A 22187-nucleotide genomic window follows, 5' to 3' on the forward strand; every position below is an offset into this window, starting at 1 on the left:
AGCCTGAACTCGTTCGCATTCGCGCTGCTGGCCAGCACATCGACCGTTGCATTCGCGCAGGACGCGCCCGTCGTGACCGCCAAGGAATCGCCCGCGCAGCAGGTTCCGGGCGCGCAGGGTCGTGACGAAGAGGATGTGCAGCGCAGCTCCGCGGCGTCCGACATTATCGTGACCGCCCGCCGCCGTCAGGAGCAGGTGCAGGACGTGCCGATCCCGATCAGCGTGGTCGGCGTCAAGGAGCTCGACAGCACGGGCAGCTTCAACGTCTCGCGCCTCGCCCAGCTTCAGCCGACGCTGCAATTCTATTCGACCAATCCGCGAAACTCGTCGGTCAACGTCCGCGGCCTCGGCGCGCCGCTCGGCCTGACCAATGATGGCATCGATCAGGGCGTCGGCGTCTATATCGACCAGGTCTATTTCAGCCGCGTTGCGGTCGCCACGCTCGACTTCCTCGACGTGCAGCAGGTCGAGACGCTGCGCGGTCCGCAGGGAACGCTCTACGGCAAGAACACCGTAGCCGGCGCGATCAGCATCACGTCGAAGGCGCCAAGCTTCAACTTCGAGGGCCGCGCCGAAGTGTCGGCGGGCAGCCTCGCCTTTAAGCAGGCCAAGGCGTCGGTCAGTGGCCCGCTGGGAGAGACCGTCGCCGCGCGCTTCGGCGTCGCCACCACCAGCCGCCGCGGCACGGTGTATAACGTCCGCACCGGCAACTACGTCAACGAGCAGGACAATATCGGCTTCCGCGGCGCGATCCTGTGGCGCGCGAGCGATACGCTCGATCTGACGCTGAGCGCCGACTACAACCGCCAGGATCCGGAATGCTGCGCGCAGATCTACATCAAATACGGCCCGACCCAGCGCGCTGCGAACCGGCAATATCCGGCGCTGACCGCCGCGTTCCCGGCGACGACGCAGACTTCCGGGACTTATCGCGTGCCGAGCACCAATCCGTTCGACCGCTTGACCGACCTCGACGCCGACCTGAACGCCCGCAACACGCTGGGCGGTGTGTCGCTGCGCGGCGAGCTCGAAGTCGGTTCGGGCACGCTGACGTCGGTCACCGCCTGGCGCTTCTGGGACTGGCTGCCAGCCAACGACCGCGATTTCACCGGTCTGCGGGTCACCACGCTGTCGCAGAACCCGACGCGGCAGGACCAGTTCACACAGGAACTGCGCTATGCCGGTGAAGGCAATGGCTTCGACTATGTCGTCGGCGCCTTCGCCTTCTATCAGGACATCCACACCACCGGCACGCAGCGCCAGGGCCCGGACGCCAGCCGCTGGCTGATCAATCCGAGCAACGCGCTGTCGAACGATCCGACTGTGCTCGACGGACTGACGGCTGCGAACGACATTCGCCTCAAGAACTTCTCGGGCGCGCTGTTCGGCAAGCTCAACTGGGACGTGACCGATCAGATTACGCTCTCGCCAGGCGTCCGCGTCAATTATGACGACAAGGTCGGCAGTTATGTCTCGATCGTCCGCGACAGCGCGGGCAATCTCGTCCCGGCCACCGGCGGCACCGCGCGTCAGGTCGAGCAGCGCACGGCGCTGGGTCCGCAGTCGTTCCAGAACGAAGCCTATCGCGCGTGGAACGTGTCCTATGACTTCACCGCGTCGTACAAGCCGTCGCGCGACGTACTGGTCTATGCGACCTATGCCCATACCTTCAAATCGGGCGGCCTCAACCTCAACGGCGTGCCGGTCGTCAACGGCGTCGCGCAGACCCAGTTCGCGCAGGTCGATCCGGAGAAGGTCGATCACTTCGAGATCGGCGTGAAGTCGCAATTCTGGGACCGCAAGGCGACGCTCAACGTCACTGGTTTCTGGACCTCGATCAAGGACTATCAGGCGCTGGTCAATGATGGCCAGAACACCACGCTGCGCGGGTATCTGGCCAATGCCGACGAGGTGCGGGTACGCGGTATCGAGGCCGATTTCTCGGTCCGGCCGAGCGAGCGGATCAGCCTTTACGTCAACGGCGCCTATACCGATCACGAATATGTCCGCTTCACCAACGCGCCGTGCCCGCCCGAGCGGTCGGGCGGTTCGACGGTCGGCAATGGCCTGCCCGGCGTGCCCGGCCAGCCCAGCCCGGCGGTGTGCGACATCTCCGGCCAATGGTTGCCGGGCATTTCGAAGTGGGCGTTCTCGTTCGGCGGTGAGGTCAATCAGCCGGTCAATATCTTCGGCAAGGACGGCGAGATCTATTTCGGCGCGGATGGCAGCTACCGGTCGAAATTCTCGTCCAACGCCTCGCGCTCGATCTACACCGATATCGAGGGCTATGGGCTGGCGAACTACCGCCTGGGTTATCGCACCGACGACGGGCTGAACGTCTTCGCCTGGGTGCGCAACGCGACCGACTCGGAATATTTCGACGTGCTCGCGACCACGCCGGGCAACACCGGCCTGATCTCCGGCAATGTCGGCGATCCGCGCACTTACGGCGTGACGGTGGGCCTCAGCTTCTGAGGCCGGAACAAGGACGCATCTGCCCCCGCGATTGATCACAACCGGTAAAGCGCGGACGGCAGAAGCCAGGGGAGGGAGCGGCAACCAGGCTCCTGCTGCTCTCTCCCCGTTTTTTTTGGTGGTCAGCTAGAGATGATGCTTCGCATCGTCGGAGCCTATCGCTGCTCCGCCCGCTCCCCACCCGGCCACCTATCAAAGATACCCTGAAGTGGGTGGCCGTGTGGGGAGCGGCCCGGTGCCGCCTGCGCTACAAGGCGCCAAACACAAAGCAAAGGCCCGGGCCGTTTCCGACCCGGGCCCCTGCGTGACGATGCCTCGTCAGCCCCCTTGTGGCCACTTCGCCCGCACGCCTCGATAAGGCGGGGCAGAAGAGCCTCCCCGAACCACGGCCATTGCCTGCGCTTCGTTCGGTCTGACTAGGGAGCGTTAAGGCCCTTGTCACGATGCTAACGTTACGTCTCCGCGCTTTGCCACGGCCCTGTGTTGAATCGGCAACAGGGCGGATTGCGCCTGTCATCTTCACCCCCTAACACCGCCCCCATGCTGCTTTCCCGATACGAGCGCACCATCGCCCGTCGCTACCTTTTGCCCGGGCGGGGCGAGGCGTTCATCTTCCTCGTCGCGGCGATCAGTCTGGTCGCGGTGATGCTCGGCGTCGCCGCGCTGGTGATCGTGATGAGCGTGATGAACGGCTTCCGCGCCGAACTGTTCGACAAGATCACGGGGCTGAACGGCCATGCAGTGGTGCAGGGCTATGGCGGGCAATTGCGCGACTGGCGGCAGATCGTCGAGGAGGCGCGCAAGACGCCCGGTGTCACCAGCGCGACCCCGCTGATCGAACAGCCGCTAATGGCGAGCTTTCAGGGCCGGGTCGAGGGCGTGCTGGTGCGCGGAATGAATGTCGGCGACATTCGCGGCAACCCGACGATCAACAAGAACGTGCTGCTCGGCGAACTCAGGAATCTCACGGCCGGGTGCGAATGCATCGCGATCGGTTCGCGGCTCGCCAATGCGCTCGGCGCGTCGGTCGGCAGCAGCGTGTCGCTGCTCAGTCCGCAGGGCCTCACCAGCCCGTTCGGCACGGTGCCGCGGATCGTCGCCTATCGAGTCGCGGCGGTGTTCGAGGTCGGCGTCTATGACTACGACAAGGCGTTCGTCGTCATGCCGATGCAGGACGCGCAGACGCTGCTGCTGATGGGCGACTCGGTCGGCATGGTCGAGATCGACACGACCGATCCCGACAAGGTCGGCGAAATCCTCGCGCCGCTGACGCAGAAGGTCGCCAAGTCGGGCCAGGTGACCGACTGGCGCACGCTCAACGCCACCTTGTTCGAGGCACTGGCGGTCGACCGCATCGTCACTTTCACCGTGCTGTCGATCCTGATCCTCGTCGCGGTGTTCAACATTCTCTCGTCGCTGATCATGCTGGTGCGCGCCAAGACGCGCGATATCGCGATCCTGCGCACGATGGGCGCGACGCGGAGCGGGCTCATCAAGATCTTCGTGACCGTGGGCACCGTCATCGGCTCGCTCGGCATCCTGGCGGGGCTCATCCTCGGCTTCATCTTCCTCTATTTCCGGCAGGGCGTGCTGAGCTTCATCGGCTTCGTCACGGGGCAGAATATCTGGGACCCGTCGATGCGTTATCTGACCGAGCTGCCGGCCAAGACAGATCCCGTCGAGGTGGCGGGAATTGCGCTGATGGCGCTGTTCTTCAGCTTCCTCGCGACGCTCTACCCCGCGTTTAAGGCGGCGAGCACCGATCCGGTGCAGGTGCTGCGCTATGAATAGCTTTGATGGACGCGCCGTGAACGGCGCTGAGGCAGTTCTGCAGACAAGCGGCCTCAAGCGCGCCTTCGTGCAGGGCGAGACCACGATTCATGTCCTTCGAGGCGTCGATCTGACCGTGGGGCCGGGCGAGATCGTCGCACTCCTCGGGCCGTCCGGCTCGGGCAAATCGACCTTGCTTCAGGCGGTCGGCCTTCTGGAGGGCGGGTTCGAAGGCTCGATCCGCATCGCCGGCGTCGAAGTCGGCAAGCTCGAAAGCCATGAGCGCACCGTCACCCGGCGCGACAAGCTCGGCTTCGTCTATCAGTTCCACCACCTGCTGCCCGACTTCAACGCGGTCGAGAATGTCGAGCTTCCGCAGCTGATCCAGGACGCGACTCGTCCCGATGCCAAGGCACGCGCCGAATCGTTGCTGACCGCGCTCGGCCTCGGCCAGCGGCTGACCCACCGACCGAGCCAGCTGTCGGGCGGCGAGCAGCAGCGAGTGGCCGTCGCGCGTGCGCTCGCCAACCGTCCGGCACTGGTGCTGGCGGACGAACCGACCGGCAATCTCGACGAGAAGACCGCCGACATCGTGCTCGCCGAGTTGCTGCGGCTGGTGCGTGGCGAGGGTTCGGCGGCGCTGATCGCCACGCATAACGAGCGGCTCGCGGAGAGAATGGACCGCGTCGTCCGGCTCCATGACGGGGTGCTCGAATGAGCGCGTGGACCGACCCGCCCACGCTTGAAGGCGGCCATGTCACGCTGCGCCCGCTCGAACCCGAGGACCGCGACGCGCTGTTGTCGGCATCTGCGGACGGGCGGTTGTGGGAGCTGTTCTACACCGTCGCACCGGGTCCCGACACGATCGACTATTGGCTTCAGAACGCCTTTCGCGAGCGCAGTGAGGGCAGGGGCATGGCCTTTGCCGTGCTCGACGCCGGCGGCAGCGTGGTCGGCACGACCCGTTACCTGCGGATGAACCGCGCCAACCGCCGAGTCGAGATCGGCGGCACCTTCTACGCCGCACGAGCGCAGCGGACAGGCCTCAACACCGAAGCCAAGCTGCTGCTGCTCGGCTATGCGTTCGAGGTTCTGGACTGCGTCTGTGTCCAGTTCCGCACCGACTGGTTCAACAAGCCATCGCAACGCGCGATCGAGCGGCTCGGCGCAAAGCTCGATGGCGTGCTACGCGGCCAGCGGATCATGCCCGACGGACGCGTGCGCGATACTATGACCTATTCGGTGTTGGAGCAGGAATGGCCGGGTGTGAAGCTGAACCTCGAAACGATGCTGGCGAGGGGAAGCAGGAAGACATAGCCGTCTCCCGCCGTCGTAGCAGGCATTTTCCGACTTCCATTCGCATTTTCGGACAATTTGTGCCCGATCGCGACGATGGGCTGATCTCGATCAGCGTACGATATTCGCGCCGTACCAAATCAGGGGGCACAGGACGATGCCGTACCTTTCGGTCAACACCGCCCGCCGGTTGATCCCGCTTTCCTTGCTCATGGCCACATTCTTTTCCGGATCGGTCGATGCGCGTGAGGTAGCGCCCGTCAGGGTGGTCGCGGACCATCATCTGCACCTCAATTCACCCGCCATGACCGAATTTCTCGCAACGGAGTGCGAAGTGGCGCCAGGGAGAAAATGCCTGGATCGATCCAAAGCGCCATTGACCGCCGCCAATCTGATCGCGGCAATGGATCATGCCGGAATTAAACACGGCCTGCTGGTTTCGACCGCCTATTTTGCTGAGAGCATCTTCATCAAGCCGCCGTCTGCAAATGGACCGGCGGTGTTGCGCGCATCCAACGATTACACCGTTGCCGTGGCCCGCGCGTATCCAGCGCGGCTCAAGGCGCTCGTTGGAATCAATCCGCTCACAGCGACCGCGCTGCCCGAAATCGAACGCTGGCGAAGTGACCGCCATGTCGTGGGGATCAAGCTGCACCTCGCCAATTCCGGCTTCGATTTCCGCAAGCCAGGAGACGTGGCGAAGCTGGCCGAAGTGTTTCGCGCCGCCGCGCGAACCGCATGGTGATCCTGATCCACATGCGCACGTCAGTGCCCGATTTCGGCCGCGTCGATACAGAGATCTTCATTCGTGACGTGCTGCCGCATGCGGCGGGGAGTTATATCCAGGTTGCCCATGCCGCGGGGTGGGGCGGGATCACCGAACACACCATTGCCGCGCTGACAACGTTCGCGGACGCGTTCGATCGCGAGCCGCGCCTTGCGGGCAATATCTATTTCGATCTCGCTGCGGTGATCGGCGATTCCAACGAACCCACCCGAAGGAACGAACTCGCGGCACTGATCCAACGCATCGGATCGCAGCACTTCCTGAGCGCATCCGACTATCCGCTGGCGCCCGATCTGCTGGATCATTACACGCGGGTTTATCCGATGTTGCCGCTTTCGGCGCGCGAATGGCGCGTGGTGCGCGGCAACATCGCACCTTATGTGCGGCCCGGTTTTCGCCGATCCGTGCGTTGAAGCCTGCGGAGAAGCAGTCATGACGGTCGGATCGATCGCGAACATTCCGGTGACGGCAGCCGATGGCAGCGAAACCGATCTGTCGGTGTACGACGGCAAGGTGCTGCTGATCGTCAACGTCGCGTCGAAATGCGGGTTCACGCCGCAATATACCGGGCTGGAGGCGCTTCACCGCAACTACGCCGATCGCGGGTTCGAGGTGCTCGGCTTCCCGTGCAACCAGTTCGGCGCGCAGGAGCCCGGCGATGCGGCCGAGATCGCCAGCTTCTGCTCGCTGACCTATGACGTGACCTTCCCGGTCTTCGCCAAGGTCGACGTCAACGGCGACGCCGCCGCGCCGCTGTACCGCTATCTCAAAAAGGCCGCGCCGGGGCTGTTCGGGACCGAGGGGATCAAGTGGAACTTCACCAAGTTCCTGATCGACCGCGACGGCGAGGTGGTGGAGCGCTATGCGCCGCAGACCAAGCCTGAGGATATCGCGAAGGATATCGAGAAGCTGCTCTGACGGCGGAGCGTGCCGGATAAGCTGTGGACAACTCCGGCGACGGCTTTGACCGGCGGCGGCACCCCCATATAGTCGGAGCCATGCCCCATTCCGGCTTCGTCCCGCTCCGCGTCTTCTCCGCCTACACCATGCTCGAAGGCGCGATCGAGCCGAAGGCGATCGCTGCGCGCGCGCGCGAGCTGGGCTTTCCCGCCGCGGGGCTGTGCGACCGCAACGGACTCTACGCCGCGATGTCCTATTCGGATGCGGCCAAGAAGGCTGGCGTTCAGCCGGTCATCGGCGCCTTGCTGTGCGTCCAGCGCCCCGACATGCCCGATGGCGTCGAACCCCCGCTCGACTGGCTGGCGCTCTATGCGCAGGACGAGCGCGGCTACAACAATCTCTGCGATCTGGTTTCGCGCGCGCATCTCGAACGGCCGATCGAGAAGGATGCGCATGTCCGGTTCGAGGATCTGGAAGGCCGCACCGATGGCGTGATCGCGCTGACTGCCGGCAAGGAAGGCGCGCTCGCCCGTCTGTTTGCCGAGGAGCAGGACAGCGCCGCCTTCGCCTATGCCGACCGGCTCCAGGCGCTGTTCGGCGACCGGCTCTATATCGAGATCGTCCGCGGGCTCGATTCTGTCGAGGGCGCGGCCGAGCCGAAGCTGCTCGACCTGGCTTATGACCGCAACCTGCCGATCGTTGCGACCAACCCGGCCTGTTACGCCGAGCCGACCTTTCACGAGGCGCACGACACCATGTTGTGCATCGCTGGCTCGGCCTATGTCGCGAGCGACGACCGCGCGCGTTCCTCTCCAGACGCGTGGATGAAGCCCGCGACTGAGATGAAGCGGCTGTTCGACGATCTGCCCGAGGCGATCGCCAACACGCTCGTCGTCGCCCAGCGCTGCGCCTTTGCCGCGCCCAAGCGCAAGCCGATCCTGCCGAGCCTTGCCGGTGACCTCGAAGGCGAAGCGGCGCAGTTGCGCGACGACGCCCGCGCGGGCCTCGAAGCGCGCCTGGAATATGCCGGGATCACCGATCCCGACCAGCGTCAGGAATATTTCGATCGGCTCGCGTTCGAGACCGACATTATCATCCAGATGGGCTTCCCCGGCTATTTCCTGATCGTCGCGGACTTCATCAAGTGGGCCAAGGCGAATGGCATTCCGGTGGGGCCGGGGCGCGGTTCGGGCGCCGGCTCGGTCGTCGCCTGGGCGCTGACCATCACCGATCTCGATCCGCTGGCGCTGGGCCTGCTGTTCGAGCGATTCCTGAACCCCGAGCGCGTGTCGATGCCCGACTTCGACATCGACTTCTGCGAAACGCGGCGCGGCGAGGTGATCCGCTACGTCCAGGCGAAATACGGCCGCAACCAGGTGGCACAGATCATCACCTTCGGGACGATGAAGGCACGCGCGGTGCTCAAGGACACCGGCCGCGTGCTGCAGATGAGCTATGGTCAGGTCGACCGCCTTGCCAAGCTCGTCCCTAACCACCCCACCGACCCGTGGACGCTGCCTCGCTCGCTCAACGGCGTTAGCGAGTTCAAGGCCGAATATGATGGGGACGAGGGTGTCCGCCACCTGATCGATCTCGCGATGCGGCTGGAAGGACTCCCGCGCCACAGCTCGACTCACGCCGCCGGCGTGGTGATCGGCGACCGCCCGCTCGCGCAGCTGGTGCCGCTTTACCGCGATCCGCGCTCCGACATGCCGGTCACCCAGTTCGACATGAAATATGTCGAGGGCGCCGGCCTCGTGAAGTTCGACTTTCTCGGCCTCAAGACGCTGTCGGTGCTGCAAAAGGCGGTCGAGCTGCTCGCCGAGCGCAACATCGACATCGATCTCGGCGCGCTCGCCTGGGACGATCCGGCGGTGTACGAATTGCTCCAGCGCGGCGACACGGTCGGCGTGTTCCAGCTCGAATCGGAGGGCATGCGCCGCACGCTGACCGCGGTGCGCCCGACCAATTTCGGCGACATCATCGCGCTCGTCTCGCTCTACCGTCCCGGTCCGATGGACAACATCCCGATGTTCGGCCGGCGAAAGCAGGGGCAGGAGCCGATCGAGTACCCGCACCCGCTGCTCGAAGGGATCCTCAAGGAGACCTACGGCATCTTCGTCTATCAGGAGCAGGTGATGCAGGCGGCGCAGATCCTGGCCGGCTATTCGCTCGGCGGCGCCGACCTGCTGCGCCGCGCGATGGGCAAGAAGATCAAGGCCGAGATGGACGCGCAGCGCGCGCTGTTCGTCGAAGGCTGCGCCAAGGTGAACGGCATCGCCGAGGGAAAGGCCAACGAGCTGTTCGACTTGATCGACAAGTTCGCAGGCTACGGCTTCAACAAGTCGCACGCCGCCGCCTATGCGCTGCTCGCCTATCACACCGCCTGGTTCAAGGCGCACTACCCGCACGAATTCTACGCCGCCTCGATGTGCTTCGAACTCGGACAGACCGAAAAGCTGGCGGTGTTCGTCGAGGACATGAAGCGGCTCGGCGTGCCGTGCCTGCCGCCCGACATCAACGCGTCGCAAGCCGAGTTCTCGGTCGAGGCAGTCGAGGATGCGTTCGCGGTCCGCTATGCGCTCGCCGGCCTGAAGGGCGTCGGCGAGAAGGCGATGGAGCAGATCGTCGAGGAGCGCGACGCCAAGGGCCGCTTCCAGAGCCTCGACGATTTCGCCCGCCGCGTCGATCCGCGCCAGCTCAACAAGCGCCAGGTCGAGGCGCTGGCCGGCGCGGGCGCGTTCGACAGCGTCGCGCCCGACCGCCCCGGCGTGTTTGCCGCCGCCGAGACGATCCTCGCCGTCGCGCAGCGCACCCACGCCAACCGCACCAGCGGACAGGGCGGCCTGTTCGGCGAGGCCGAGCCGGTCGGCTCGGCGATCCAGCTGCCCAAGAGCGCGAGCTGGACACTGGGCCAACGAATCGAGGCCGAGAAGGATTCGTTCGGCTTCTTCTTCTCGGCGCACCCGCTCGACCGCTACCAGCATCTCGCGCGGCTGCATTCGGCACGCGCCATCGCCAGCCTCAATGAGATCCAGATCGCCGAGGGCGGCCGCGCCGGCGCGACCATCGCCGCGCTGATCGAGGATGCGCGCTGGCGAACCTCAGCGCGCGGCAAGCGCTATATGATGGCGACGCTGTCGGACGCGAGCGGCACGGTGCCGTGCACCTGCTTCGACGAGTTCACCGCCAAGGAGATGGAGGAGGCGTCGCGCGTCGGCGGCTGCGGCATCCTGACGATCGAACTCGACCGTCGCCCCGGCGAGGACACGCCCCGCGTCACCGTGCGCAAGGTCCAGCCGTTCGAGGGCATGGCGAAGGACGTCCGTCTGACGCTGCGGCTCGCGGTGGACGAGCCGGCGGCGCTGAAGCAGATCGCCGCCTTGCTCGCTGATGCGCGCGGCGGCCGCTGCGAAGTGATCGTCGATGCGCCGCTCCCGGGCGGCGGCGAAGCGGAACTGGTGCTTGGCCGCAATTTCCGTCTCGATGGCGAGCTGGCAACGCGGATCGAGAACCTGCCCGGCATCGCCCGCGCCGAACTCAAGCCGACCGAACAACCGCGGCTGGCCCTCGCCAGCTAGGACCCCTTGGACCTTGCATCGCGGGCCTCGAAACCGCAGGATGGTTTCCGGACACGGAATTCCGTGCGGTAATGGAGAGAGCGATGCTGGGCGCGATGCAGGACTTCGAGCTTCGGGTACCCCGGGTGGTCGAACATGCCGAGCGCGAGCATGGCAATCGCGAGATCGTCAGCCGCTGGGCCGATGGCAGCGAGACGCGCACGACCTGGGCCGGCGTTGCCCGCGATTCCCGCAAGCTGTCGCAGGCGCTGGAGCGGATGGGGCTGAGGCCGGGCGACCGCGTCGCCACGCTGGCGATGAACCATGCCCGCCACCTCGTCACCTGGTACGGTGCGATCGGCATGGGCGGCATCGTCCACACCATCAACCCACGGCTGTTCGACGACCAGCTCGCCTATATCGCCAACCATGCCGAAGACCGCGTGCTGATCTATGACAAGGCATTCCAGCCGATTGTCGATCGCCTCAAGCCGCAATTGTCCACGATCGAGCATTACATCGTCTATGATGGCGAAGGCGACGACAGCTTCGAGGCGGTGATCGGGCGCGAGGACGGCGATTACCGCTGGGTCGAGGGCGACGAGCGCGAGCCGTGCATGCTCTGCTACACCAGCGGCACCACCGGCAATCCCAAGGGCGTGCTCTACAGCCACCGCTCGTCGCTGATCCACGCGATGGCGGCGATCCAGCCCGCGGTGTTCGACATGTCGACTCAGGCGGTCGTGCTGCCGGTGGTCCCGATGTTCCATGCCGTGGGTTGGGGGCTGCCCTTCTCGTCGCCGATGGTGGGCGCCAAGCTCGTCTTCTCGGCGGTGAACGAGGGCAAGGTGCTTTGCGAGCTGATGAACCGCGAGAAGGTCACGCATTCGGCGGGCGTGCCGACGGTGTGGCTGGCGATGTTCCAGCACATTGATGAGACCGGCGATACGCCCAAGCACCTCAAGATCGTCACGATCGGCGGCTCGGCGGCGCCGCGTGCGATGATCGAGCGGATCATGAAGATGGGGGCACGGGTCAATCACGCCTGGGGCATGACCGAAACCTCGCCGATCGGCACGATGGGCGCGCCGAGCTGGAATTGGGACGAGCTGTCGTTCGAGCAGCAGGTGGACCAGACCGTCTATCAGGGGCGCGCGCCGTTCGGCGTGCAGCTGCGCGTGGTCGATGACGAGGGCGCCGCGCTGCCGCGCGATGGCGAGAGTTCGGGCCGGCTCCAGGTCAAGGGGCCGTGGGTGATCAAGCAATATTTCAAGGACCAAGGCGGTCCGTGCCTGACCGAGGACGGCTTTTTCGACACCGGCGACGTCGCGGTGCTGCATCCCGACGGCGTGATGCAGATCACCGACCGCGCGAAGGACGTGATCAAATCGGGCGGCGAGTGGATCAGCTCGGTCGATCTGGAAAATGCTGCGGTCGGTTGTGCCGGCGTGGCCGAGGCCGCCGCGATCGGGGTTGCCCATCCGCGCTGGGACGAACGCCCGCTGCTGGTGGTGGTGCGCAAGGCCGGGAGCGAGATTACGGCGGACGAAATCCGCGCGCATCTCGCGACGCAGGTCGCCAAATGGTGGCTGCCCGACGAGATCGTGTTCGTTGATGCACTCCCGCACACCGCGACCGGAAAGCTGCTCAAGACTGCGCTGCGCGAACAATTCAAGGACTTCAAGCTCGCGGCGGCTTGATTAACCCGCGGGGCCGGGCGAACATCGCGTGATGGATGATGCCGGTGACGTGATCGTGGGGAAGGGCGGCGTCACGCTGCCCGCGCAGCCTGAAGCGCTGAACATCTCGCCAGCCGAGACCGCGGTCGTCGTGATCGACATGCAGAACGCCTATGCCTCGCCCGGCGGTTATGTCGATCAGGCCGGGTTCGACATCTCCGGCGCAGCGCGCACGATCGGCCGGATCGCTCAGGTGCTGGAGACGGCGCGGAGCGCAGGCATCCAGATCGTCTATCTGCAAAATGGCTGGGACCCCGACTATGTCGAGGCGGGCGGGCCGGGCTCGCCCAACTGGCACAAATCGAACGCGCTCAAGATGATGCGGCGCAAGCCCGAGCTGGCCGGACAATTGCTCGCACGCGGGAGCTGGGATTACGAGCTGGTCGAGAAGCTGAAGCCCCAGCCCGGCGACATCACACTGCACAAGACGCGCTATTCCGCCTTCTTCAACTCGCAGCTCGACAGCGTGCTGCGTGCGCGCGGCATTCGCACCATCGTGTTCGTCGGCATCGCCACCAATGTCTGCGTCGAAAGCACGCTGCGCGACGGCTTCCACCTCGAATATTTCGGGGTGATGCTGGAGGATGCGACGCATCATCTCGGTCCGCCGCAGATGCAGGCGGCGAGCGTCTACAATGTCGAGAAGTTCTTCGGCTGGGTGAGCAATGTCGCGGACTTCTGCGGCACGTTCGGCCAGCTTCCCAGGGAGTGAGTTCCATGCCGTTCGAAGCGATCAATCCGCCGCAGTTTCCTACGCCGATCGCGCCTTATTCGGCGGGCGCAAAGGCGGGGAACGCCGTCTATGTCTCGGGCGTGCTGGCGCTGGGCGAAGGCGGGGTGGTGCTGCATCCCGGCGACGCGGCGGCACAGACGCGGCATGTGCTCGACGTGATCAAGACGACGCTGGAAGCGGCGGGCGCGAGCCTCGCGGACGTGGCGATGAACCACATTTTCCTCAAGGACTATGCCGATTACGCCGCGTTCAACGCGGTCTATGCCGAGTATTTTCCGGGCCAGAAGCCCGCGCGCTTCTGCGTGAAGGTCGAGCTGGTCAAGCCCGAAGCCCTGATCGAGATCGCATCGATCGCGCATATCGCCTGATGGCCGAGGCGGGGGGCCTCTATTACGAGCTTCACGGGCCGGAGGATGGGCCGCGGCTGATCCTGAGTTCCGGGCTGGGCGGTTCGGCGAGCTATTGGCAGCCGAATCTGGCGGGACTGGCCGAGCGGCATCGCGTGCTGCTCTACGACCATCGCGGCACCGGGCGGAGCGACCGCGCGCTACCTTCGACGGTCACCGTCGATCACTTTGCCGACGACATGCTGATGCTGATGGACCTGCTCGGCTCGGAGCGGGCGAGCATCGTCGGTCACGCGGCGGGCGGCGTCGCGGGCCTAGCGCTCGGACTGAAGGCGCCGGATCGGCTCGAAAAGCTCGTGGTCGTCAATGGCTGGGCAAGCGCCGACCCGCATTTCCTGCGCTGCTTCGAGGCGCGGCTCAACCTGCTGAGACATGCCGGGGTCGAGCCATTCCTGCGCGCGCAGCCGATCTTCCTTTATCCCGCGCCGTGGATCAGCAAGCACGGTGCCGAACTCGACGCCGAACTGCCGCTCCAGATCGCGAGCTTTCCCGGCCGCGAAACCATGGAAAAGCGCATCGCCGCACTCGCCGCCTTCGACGCGCGCGGCACGCTGGCGTCGCTCGGCGGGCGCACGCTCGTTCTCGTCGCGGATGACGACATGCTGGTGCCGTCGACGGCGGGCGAGTTGCTCGCCAACGAGCTCGGAGGCGTCGAACTCGCCGCGATCGACTGGGGCGGCCACGCAGTCAACGTCACCCGTCCGCAAGCTTTCAACCACATCGTTCTGAATTTTCTGGGGAGCTAAAGCCATGCAGGTCGGCGTCTTCGTGCCCATCAACAACAATGGCTGGCTGATCAGCGAGAACGCGCCGCAATACATGCCGTCGTTCGATCTCAACAAGCAGATCGCACAGAGCGCCGAGAAGCACGGCCTCGACTTCCTGCTTTCGATGATCAAGCTGCGCGGCTTCGGCGGCAAGACTCAGTTCTGGGAATACGGCCTCGAAAGCTTCACGCTGATGGCCGGCCTCGCCGCCGTCACCGAACGCATCAAGATCTACGCCACCTGCCCGACGCTGATCATCCCGCCCGCCTTCGCCGCGCGCATGTGCAACACGATCGACAGCATCAGCCATGGCCGCTTCGGGCTCAACCTGATCACCGGCTGGCAGCCGCCCGAATATACCCAGATGGGCGTGTGGCCGGGCGACGAGCATTTCCGCAACCGCTACAAGATGCTCGACGAATATGCTCACGTCCTGCGCGAGCTGTGGGCGACCGGGCGTAGCGACTTCAAGGGCGACTATTACACGATGGACGACTGCCTGGTCCGGCCCAAACCCGATGGCGACATGAAGATCATCTGTGCGGGGTCGTCCGACGAGGGCCTCGCCTTCTCGGCAAAATGGGCTGACTATGCCTTTTGCCTCGGCAAGGGCGTCAACACGCCCACCGCCTTCGCATCCAACAACACCCGCCTCGCCGCGGCGACCGCGAAGACTGGCCGCGACGTCTCGGTCTTCGTGCTCGTCATGATTATCGCCGCCGAGACCGACGCGGAAGCGATGGCCAAGTGGAAATCATACAATGACGGCGTCGATCTCGAAGCCATTGCCTGGCTGGCGGATCAGGGGGCGAAGGATACCGTCAACAAGGACACGAACGTCCGACAACTCGCCGCGCCCGAAGGGGCGGTGAACATCAACATGGGCACGCTGGTCGGCAGCTATGAAAGCATCGCGCGCATGCTCGACGAGATGGCCGAAGTGCCCAACACCGGCGGCGTGTTGCTGACCTTCGACGATTTTGTCGAGGGGGTGGAGGCGTTCGGCACGCGCATCCAGCCCCTCATGAAATCGCGGCGTTAGGCCGTCCGTAGCGGCAGGAAGCGCGGGTTGCGCAGCAGCGCGGCGGACAGCAGCGAAACCAGCAGCCCGACCGGGAACACCTCGACAAAGGTGATCGCGAACCGCGCGAACGAGTTGGTGTAGATGCGCTGCATCTCGGCCATTTGCGTGCGCAATTCGGCGATCTCGGCGGCACTGGCGCCCGCCGCCTGACGTTCCGCGACCATCTGCTCGCTCATCGACGCGATGAAGTCGCCGCCATTGACCGCGAGCACGGCTTCCCAGGCCAGGATGTAGCAAAGGCTTCCCACCAGCGCGATTGCCAGCCCCATGCCCAGCGCCGGCCAGAAGCGGATCACCCCGCCCAGCTCGACATCGCGCCGCCGTTTGATCGCGACGAAGATCGTCGTGAACGCGATCAGCATGGTCAGATAGCCGATCGCCATGCCGACCGCGCCGGTCGGCGGATTGTCGGCCATCAGCGTGCCCATCATGAACAACGGTACGCCCACGACGACGCCTGCGATCAGCCCATGAGTCAGTATCATGCGAAACATGGCATTGCCCCCATCTGGATGTGACCGGTCCACCCCATCGCCGATCCATCCGTGCCGCAATCGCCCATATGGGTGATTTGCCGCAATTCATCCGAAATCAGGAGAGCAAACCCAGCTCACGCGCCCGCGCAATGGCGTCGGTCCGGCTGCGCGCGCCGAGCTTTTCGAACAGCCGCGCGGCGTGAGTCTTGATCGTGTTGGGCGAGACGCCGAGCCGGCGCGCGATCTCCTTGTTGGCATGGCCCGCCGCGATCTCGCGCAGCACCTCCATCTCGCGCGAACTGATGCCGAGTTCCGCCTGCGCCGCCGGATTGCCCGGCTCGCGCGCCGGCGCAGGTGCCCTAATCACACGCGCGCCGACCCACAGGCCGATCGCCAGAAACGCGCCGGCGACGATCAGCAGATAGAGTTCGAGCGAATGCGAACGCGCCAGCCAGCGATAGTCGAGCCATTGCAACAGTGCCGTACCGAGTGCGAGCAGCCCACCGTAGAGCGCGACCTGCCGCCACCAGCTCTTTCGTGACGCCATCTGCATTCCGGCAACATTGCGCGGGATACGCCTCGGCGCAACTCGCTAGAACAGTTCGCCTTGCGCGCCCGCCGGCGGACGAAACAGGTCGCGGCGCAGCGCGATATAGGGCGTATCCAGTCCGTAGCGCCGCGCCGCGATCTTGAACCGGGTGCGCAGCAACTCCGCCCACGGCCCTTGTCCGCGCATTCGCGTGTGGAAATCGGGATCGTTGTCGCGCCCGCCGCGGATCGACTGGATCGTCGCCATCACCTTGGCCGCGCGGTCCGGGAAATGCGCATCGAGCCAGGCGCGGAACAACGGCGCGACCTCGTGCGGCAGCCGCACCGGCAAGAAGAAGCAGCCCAGTGCGCCCGCTTCCGCCGCGCGTTCCATGATATGCTCCATCTCGTGATCGGTGACCTGCGGGATTACCGGCGACAGCGAGACATAGGCCGGAATCCCCGCCGCGCGCAGCTTCGCCACGGCTGCCAGCCGCCGTTCGGGATGCGGCGCGCGCGGCTCGACCGTCGCGGCGATCTTCGGGTCGAGCGAAGTGACCGAGATCATCACCGCCGACAGCCCCTTCGCCGCCATCGGCGCGAGCAGGTCGATGTCGCGCGTCACGCGGTCGGACTTTGTGGTGATGGTAATCGGGTGATCGCACTCCGCCAGCACCTCGATACAGCCGCGCGTGATTCGCCAATGCGCCTCGATCGGCTGATACGGATCGGTGTTGGTGCCGAACGCGATCGGCTGGCAGGCATAGCCGCGCTTCGCCAGTGCCTCGCGCAGCAGGGCAGGGGCATCGGGCTTGGCGAACAGCTTCGTCTCGAAATCGAGGCCGGGCGAAAGGTCGTGAAAGGCATGCGTCGGCCGCGCGAAACAATAGATGCAGCCATGCTCGCACCCGCGATACGGGTTCACCGATCGGTCGAAGGCGATGTCGGGGGATTGGTTGCGCGCGATGATCGTCTTCGGCTTCTCGATCGTCACCGTCGTGCGCAACGGCGGTAGTTCGCCGTCGATCGCCGTCTGGTCGTCGAGCCAGTCGCCGTCGGCCTCCCGCTGGGGAAGGTTGAAGCGCGTGCTGTCGCTGTTGAGCGTCGCACCGCGGACGGGGCGGACCTTTGCCATAAGTGCAACATAACCGTGGAGTAGGAACAATACAAGAACACACGGTTTCGACAAACGGCGAGCGGGTTGCGTAATTCGCACGCGCTGGCGGGTGACAAATCGGTTCGGCTGTCCCATTTTGCGCAACTATGACCCTGCGCCGCGCTCCGATCGTCATCTTCGCTGCGGCGGCAATCGTTACGATCGCAATGGGCGTCCGGCAATCGTTCGGCCTGTTTCTGCCCGACATGAGCATCGGCCTCGGCATCGGCCGGTCGAGCTTCGGGCTGGCGCTCGCGCTGCAAAATCTGCTGTTCGGCCTGGCTCAGCCGTTCGTCGGCGCGATCGCCGACAAGCACGGCGCGGGGCGAGTCGTGGCGGTCGGCACACTCATCTATATCCTCGGTCTGATCGGCGCATCGGCGGCGGGCGGCGCACTCGGGCTGCATCTGTCATTCGGTCTGCTGGTCGGCATGGCGCTGTCGGCCACGACCTTCGTAGTCGTGCTGGGCGCCGTCGGGCGCGCCGTTCCCCCGGAAAAGCGCAGCCTTGCCTTCGGCCTCGTCACCGCCGGCGGATCGCTTGGCCAGTTCCTGGTCGTGCCCGCCGGGCAATTGCTGATCGGTGAATTGGGCTGGCGCATGGCGCTGGTCGCCCTGGCGGGGCTCGTCGCGGTGATGCTCCTGCTCGCCCCGGGCGTGGCGGGCCGGCCTCAACCCGTGGCGGCAGGCACTGCGGATCAGACGCTCGGCCAGGCGCTGCGTGAAGCGTCGGGCGAGCGCAGTTTCTGGCTGCTCAACGCGGGGTTCTTCGTCTGCGGCTTCCATATCGCCTTCATCGCGACCCATTTCCCCGCCTATCTGACCGACAAGGGGCTGGGCCTCGCGATCGGCGCCAACGCGCTCGCGCTGGTCGGGCTGTTCAACATCTTCGGCTCGTGGTTCTTCGGCGTGATGGGCGACCGGTGGAGCAAGAAGGGGTTGCTCGCCGCGCTCTATGCGGCGCGCAGCGTGGTGATGATCGGATTTCTCGCGATGCCGCTGACGCCGGTGACCGCGCTGGCGTTCGCTGCGGCGATGGGGTTCCTGTGGCTCGGCACTGTACCGCTGACCAGCGGTCTCGTCGGCGGGATCTTCGGCATCCGCTATCTGTCGACGCTCTACGGCATCGTTTTCCTCAGCCATCAGGTCGGCAGCTTCTTCGGCGCGTGGAGCGCCGGCCTGATGTTCGACCTGACCGGCAGCTACAACAGCATCTGGGCAGCCTCGGTAGCGCTCGGCTTCTTCGCCGCGCTGGTCCATCTCCCGATCCGCGAGGCGCCCGTTGCCCGGTTGCAGGCGGCATGAAGGCGCTCGGCCTGCTCGCGCTGGGGCTGGTGCTCGCGGGCGGCTGGTGGCTGTGGCAGCGCGCCGGTGCGGACGTGCTGCTGAACGCCTTCATTCAGTGGTGCGGTTAGCGCTCGGTCAGGCGCGGCATGAGCTCGACGAAGTTGCAGGGCCGGAACCGGCTGTCGAGCTGGCTGGCGAGGATACCGTCCCAGCCGTCCTTGACCGCTCCGGTCGAGCCGGGCAGCGCGAAGATATAGGTCCCGCGCGTCACACAGCCACAAGCGCGCGACTGGATCGTCGAGGTGCCGATCTTGGCATAGCTCAGCCAGCGGAACAGCTCGCCGAAGCCGGGGATCATCTTGTCGGCGACGCGTTCGAGCGCCTCGGGCGTCACGTCGCGCCCGGTGACGCCGGTGCCGCCGGTGGTGATGATGCAATCGATCGCTGGATCGTCGATCCACGCATGGAGCTTGCCGACGATCAGGTCGGTGTCGTCGGTGATGATCGCGCGGTCGGCCAATTCGTGCCCGGCTCCGCTCAACCGCTCGACCAGCGTGTCGCCCGAACGGTCGTCATCAAGGGTCCGTGTGTCCGAGACCGTCAGCACCGCGATCCGCACCGGGCGGAACGCGACGCTTTCGTCAATTGGCACCGGGAATGCTCGCCACGCCCGAAACGGAGGCCTGCATCCGCACCGCCGCGCCGCCCGCCGTGCCCGGCACCTTGGGCCAAAGCCCCTGGCTCAGCGCCGAACGGCTGCTGCTGTCGCGGCCGTCCTTCTTCTCGTACATCCAGTAGTTGCGCAGCACCGTCATGACGTAACCGCGCGTCTCCCAATAGGGGATGCTCTCGATATAGAGCAGCGGGTCGCCATTGTCGCGGATCTGGACGTTCCAGTTGCTTACCGGCAGCGGCCCGGCATTGTACGCGGCGATCACCTTGGGCAGCAGGCCGCCGGTGAAGGACTGGTCGCGCAGCTGCTCGATATAGGCTTGGCCGACCTCGATATTGGTCGAGGGACGCGACAGGTCGGTGCGGGCGATGACGCGGCCTTGCTTGCGGCCGATATCGGTCGCCGCTGCAGGCATGATCTGCATCAGACCATAGGCGCCGGCCGGGCTCTGGATCGTGGGATTGAAGCGCGATTCCTGCAGCGTGTGCGCGAACACCAGCGCCTTGTCGACGCGCCAGCCGCCATCGGGGGTCCAGTCGGGCGTGGGATAGCGCGCCTCGCTGATCGGGCGGGCGCCGATCGGGCAATTGTGCGTGAGCCACAGCTGTGTGCCGGGCAGGCCGAGCCGGCCCGACAGGCGCGTGAGCGAGCCATGCTCGCTGGCGTCGCCGATCTTCGCCTGCTGCTTGATCACATCCGACGCGAGGCCTTCCTCGCCAACCTCGACCAGCGCCGCAGCGACACGGACATTGGGACGGCGGTCGAGCGCCTTCCAGTCCGCCGCGACGAACTTCTCGGCCTTGCTCGGCACTTCCTTGATGCCGAGCGCCTGACGCGCGAGCAGGCCATAGAAGGTTTCGCCATGCTGTGCGGCGGTGCGTAGCCGCTGGCCGACCAGATCGGGCCGTCCGCACGCCATGTCGGCGCGCGACGCCCAATAGAGGCCGGCGGAGCGCTTCTCGGTATCGCTGGCGCGCTGCGCGACCGCGGCGAAGGCGGTCTGTGCACCCGCGCAATCCTTCTGCCGCCAGGCGGCGAGGCCCTGCACCCAGTCGGCGAGCGGCGCGAATTCGCCGCTGCCGGCTTGCGCCAGCGCGGCGATGCGGCGCGCATCGGCATCGCGGCCGACGGTGTAATACATCCAGGCGACCTTCTGCCGCCATTCGGTCAGCGCCTCGGGCGTCAGCTCGAGTGCCTTGCCCTCGACCAGCAGCTCCGCACTCGCGGCATCGTCGGCCTTGATCAACGGCTGCATGCTGGCGGCGATCAGCGTCGCGGCGGCATCCGAGCGGATCGAGCGTGCGCGAGTACGCACCGGCGGCGCATCGTGCCAGATCAGCCGCTGCGCCACTGGCAGCACCGGCATCTCTGCCGCGCCGCGCAGTTTGGCGAGGCGGGCGAGCTGCTCGCCCTGCGGCAGTTCGGGCGCCTCGGCGAGCAGCGCCATGATCTGCGCAAGTTCGACCTTGGGCGAACCCTTGGCGAGATAGAGTTCGGCGCGCGCCACGGCATGGAGCGGCCCGGTCTTCATCGAATCGAGCGCGATCTGGACGTCGGTCCAGCGGCCTTCGCGAATCGCGGCGAAGGCCGCGCGATAGCCGGTGCGCTGCGCCGCATCGAGCTGCGCGGGGACGCCGTCGCCCGCCTCGCGCTGCGCCGAACGCTCGGTACCGCGGTCCTCGGCCTGCGCGGCAAGCGGCGCCACCAGGGTCATCGCGGCGAGAAGGAAACGGGTCTTCACTGGTTCTGCCCCCCGATAAGCAACTGCAGGTCCTTCCAGGCATCGGCCTTTGCCGCGGGCTTGGTGATCAGGAACCGCGGATGATAGGTCGCAATCGCCTCCGATTGTCCTCCCTGATAGTTAACGGGCTGCAAACGGCCACGCCCGGTTCCCGCATCCGCCCCGAGAATGGCACGGCTCACCGTCTGGCCGAGCAGCAGCACCCGCTTCGGCGCCGCCAGCGCGACGTGATGGCGGGCGAGTTCGGCGAGCTTTTCCTCGATCTCGCGCGGCACTTGCCCCGTCACCGGCCGGGCAATGCACAGCGAAACCAGGTAGACCGACCCGCGGTCATGGCCGATCGCCGCGAGCATCCGGTCGAACAGCCGCCCGGCATCGCCGGTCAACAGCGCGCCTGCGTCGCAATCCCCCGATTCGGGCATGTCGGTCACGATCATCAGCGGCGAGGCGGGGTTGCCCGTGACATGGACGACCGGCTCGCCCCACGCCGATTCGGGCGCGTCGCCGCCGAAGCGCCAGTCGATGAACGCTTCCAGCGTCGCGGGAAGCGGCACTTCCTCCTCGACCAGCGGCGCCTGCTTGGCCGGGCCGGCCTTTGCCGGTGTGGCGTTTTCGCGTGCAGTCCAGTCGCGCGGCGCCTCGTCGACGACGGTGTCGACCCCGGCTTCCTGCCACCATGACAGCGCGCTCGCCGCGGCTTCACGCCAGTCTGTCGCCCCCTCGATACCCATGGGGCACAAAGAGTCATGCCTTGACGCCGCCGTCAATCTTCTTTCATCGGGGCGGGGACAGGGCGCGCGCGGCGTGCG

20 protein-coding genes are annotated in these 22187 nt (G+C 65.9%); 14 read left to right on the plus strand and 6 right to left on the minus strand.

Annotation, left to right across the window (positions count from 1 at the left end):
* The first annotated feature begins 3 nt into the window (after positions 1-3).
* The 13 genes from M9978_RS00910 to rutA all read left to right on the plus strand — a co-directional run bounded on the left by M9978_RS00910 (position 4) and on the right by rutA (position 15476).
* Positions 4-2475 (plus strand): TonB-dependent receptor, encoded by a 2472-nt coding sequence (locus M9978_RS00910; protein ID WP_302053748.1) that lies wholly within the window; start codon positions 4-6, stop codon positions 2473-2475.
* Between the two features lie 540 nt (positions 2476-3015).
* On the plus strand, positions 3016-4266 hold the full coding sequence (locus M9978_RS00915; RefSeq protein ID WP_254290911.1) for a lipoprotein-releasing ABC transporter permease subunit: 1251 nt from the start codon (positions 3016-3018) through the stop codon (positions 4264-4266).
* On the plus strand, positions 4259-4963 hold the full coding sequence (locus M9978_RS00920) for an ABC transporter ATP-binding protein (RefSeq protein WP_254290912.1): 705 nt from the start codon (positions 4259-4261) through the stop codon (positions 4961-4963). Before M9978_RS00915 ends, M9978_RS00920 begins: the two co-directional genes overlap by 8 nt.
* A complete protein-coding gene (locus M9978_RS00925; RefSeq protein WP_254290913.1) occupies positions 4960-5562 on the plus strand; it encodes a GNAT family N-acetyltransferase in 603 nt (200 codons plus the stop codon). Before M9978_RS00920 ends, M9978_RS00925 begins: the two co-directional genes overlap by 4 nt.
* 136 nt (positions 5563-5698) lie before the next feature.
* A complete protein-coding gene (locus M9978_RS00930) occupies positions 5699-6286 on the plus strand; it encodes an amidohydrolase family protein (protein ID WP_254290914.1) in 588 nt (195 codons plus the stop codon).
* Entirely contained in the window at positions 6280-6741 is a 462-nt protein-coding gene (locus tag M9978_RS00935) for an amidohydrolase family protein (RefSeq protein WP_254290915.1), read from the plus strand. The genes M9978_RS00930 and M9978_RS00935 overlap by 7 nt, the downstream gene beginning before the upstream one ends.
* Positions 6742-6760: 19 nt before the next feature.
* Complete coding sequence (locus M9978_RS00940) at positions 6761-7246, plus strand: glutathione peroxidase (RefSeq protein ID WP_254290916.1); 486 nt, start codon at positions 6761-6763, stop codon at positions 7244-7246.
* 80 nt (positions 7247-7326) lie between these two features.
* Positions 7327-10809: a DNA polymerase III subunit alpha gene (dnaE, locus tag M9978_RS00945; protein WP_254290917.1), complete on the plus strand. Its 3483-nt coding sequence runs from the start codon at positions 7327-7329 to the stop codon at positions 10807-10809.
* Positions 10810-10892: 83 nt separating this feature from the next.
* Positions 10893-12488, plus strand: coding sequence for a long-chain fatty acid--CoA ligase (locus tag M9978_RS00950; RefSeq protein ID WP_254290918.1), 1596 nt, complete (start codon positions 10893-10895; stop codon positions 12486-12488).
* 31 nt (positions 12489-12519) lie between these two features.
* Complete coding sequence (gene rutB / locus M9978_RS00955) at positions 12520-13239, plus strand: pyrimidine utilization protein B (protein ID WP_254290919.1); 720 nt, start codon at positions 12520-12522, stop codon at positions 13237-13239.
* Between the two features lie 5 nt (positions 13240-13244).
* The gene (rutC, locus tag M9978_RS00960) at positions 13245-13628 is read left to right on the plus strand and encodes a pyrimidine utilization protein C (protein ID WP_254290920.1); all 384 of its coding nucleotides are present in this window, start codon (positions 13245-13247) and stop codon (positions 13626-13628) included.
* A complete protein-coding gene (gene rutD / locus M9978_RS00965; protein WP_254290921.1) occupies positions 13628-14413 on the plus strand; it encodes a pyrimidine utilization protein D in 786 nt (261 codons plus the stop codon). Before rutC ends, rutD begins: the two co-directional genes overlap by 1 nt.
* Before the next feature lie 4 nt (positions 14414-14417).
* Complete coding sequence (rutA, locus tag M9978_RS00970; RefSeq protein WP_254290922.1) at positions 14418-15476, plus strand: pyrimidine utilization protein A; 1059 nt, start codon at positions 14418-14420, stop codon at positions 15474-15476.
* Here the strand turns inward: rutA and M9978_RS00975 are convergent.
* From M9978_RS00975 to M9978_RS00985, 3 genes are all read right to left on the minus strand, one after another.
* Positions 15473-16012 carry a DUF4199 domain-containing protein gene (locus tag M9978_RS00975; protein ID WP_254290923.1) on the minus strand — a complete coding sequence of 180 codons (540 nt, stop codon included), beginning with the start codon at positions 16010-16012 and terminating at the stop codon, positions 15473-15475. The two genes, rutA and M9978_RS00975, sit on opposite strands and share 4 nt — an antisense overlap.
* A 97-nt stretch (positions 16013-16109) precedes the next feature.
* A complete protein-coding gene (locus tag M9978_RS00980) occupies positions 16110-16547 on the minus strand; it encodes a helix-turn-helix transcriptional regulator (RefSeq protein ID WP_254290924.1) in 438 nt (145 codons plus the stop codon).
* Positions 16548-16586: 39 nt separating this feature from the next.
* The gene (locus M9978_RS00985) at positions 16587-17657 is read right to left on the minus strand and encodes a PA0069 family radical SAM protein (RefSeq protein WP_254290925.1); all 1071 of its coding nucleotides are present in this window, start codon (positions 17655-17657) and stop codon (positions 16587-16589) included.
* 128 nt (positions 17658-17785) lie between these two features.
* Between M9978_RS00985 and M9978_RS00990 the strand changes: the two genes are divergently transcribed.
* Positions 17786-18982: an MFS transporter gene (locus tag M9978_RS00990; RefSeq protein WP_254290926.1), complete on the plus strand. Its 1197-nt coding sequence runs from the start codon at positions 17786-17788 to the stop codon at positions 18980-18982.
* Positions 18983-19088: 106 nt separating this feature from the next.
* Here the strand turns inward: M9978_RS00990 and moaB are convergent, their stop codons facing one another.
* The 3 genes from moaB to M9978_RS01005 are packed head-to-tail and all read right to left on the minus strand — an operon-like array spanning position 19089 to position 22109.
* Positions 19089-19616, minus strand: coding sequence for a molybdenum cofactor biosynthesis protein B (gene moaB / locus M9978_RS00995; RefSeq protein ID WP_254290927.1), 528 nt, complete (start codon positions 19614-19616; stop codon positions 19089-19091).
* Positions 19606-21378, minus strand: coding sequence for a lytic transglycosylase domain-containing protein (locus tag M9978_RS01000; RefSeq protein WP_254290928.1), 1773 nt, complete (start codon positions 21376-21378; stop codon positions 19606-19608). Before M9978_RS01000 ends, moaB begins: the two co-directional genes overlap by 11 nt.
* The gene (locus tag M9978_RS01005) at positions 21375-22109 is read right to left on the minus strand and encodes a uracil-DNA glycosylase (RefSeq protein WP_254290931.1); all 735 of its coding nucleotides are present in this window, start codon (positions 22107-22109) and stop codon (positions 21375-21377) included. The genes M9978_RS01000 and M9978_RS01005 overlap by 4 nt, the downstream gene beginning before the upstream one ends.
* Positions 22110-22187 lie beyond the last annotated feature (78 nt).

Source organism: Sphingomonas tagetis (assembly GCF_024211275.1).
In the GTDB taxonomy this organism is placed as follows: Bacteria; Pseudomonadota; Alphaproteobacteria; order Sphingomonadales; family Sphingomonadaceae; genus Sphingomonas; species Sphingomonas tagetis.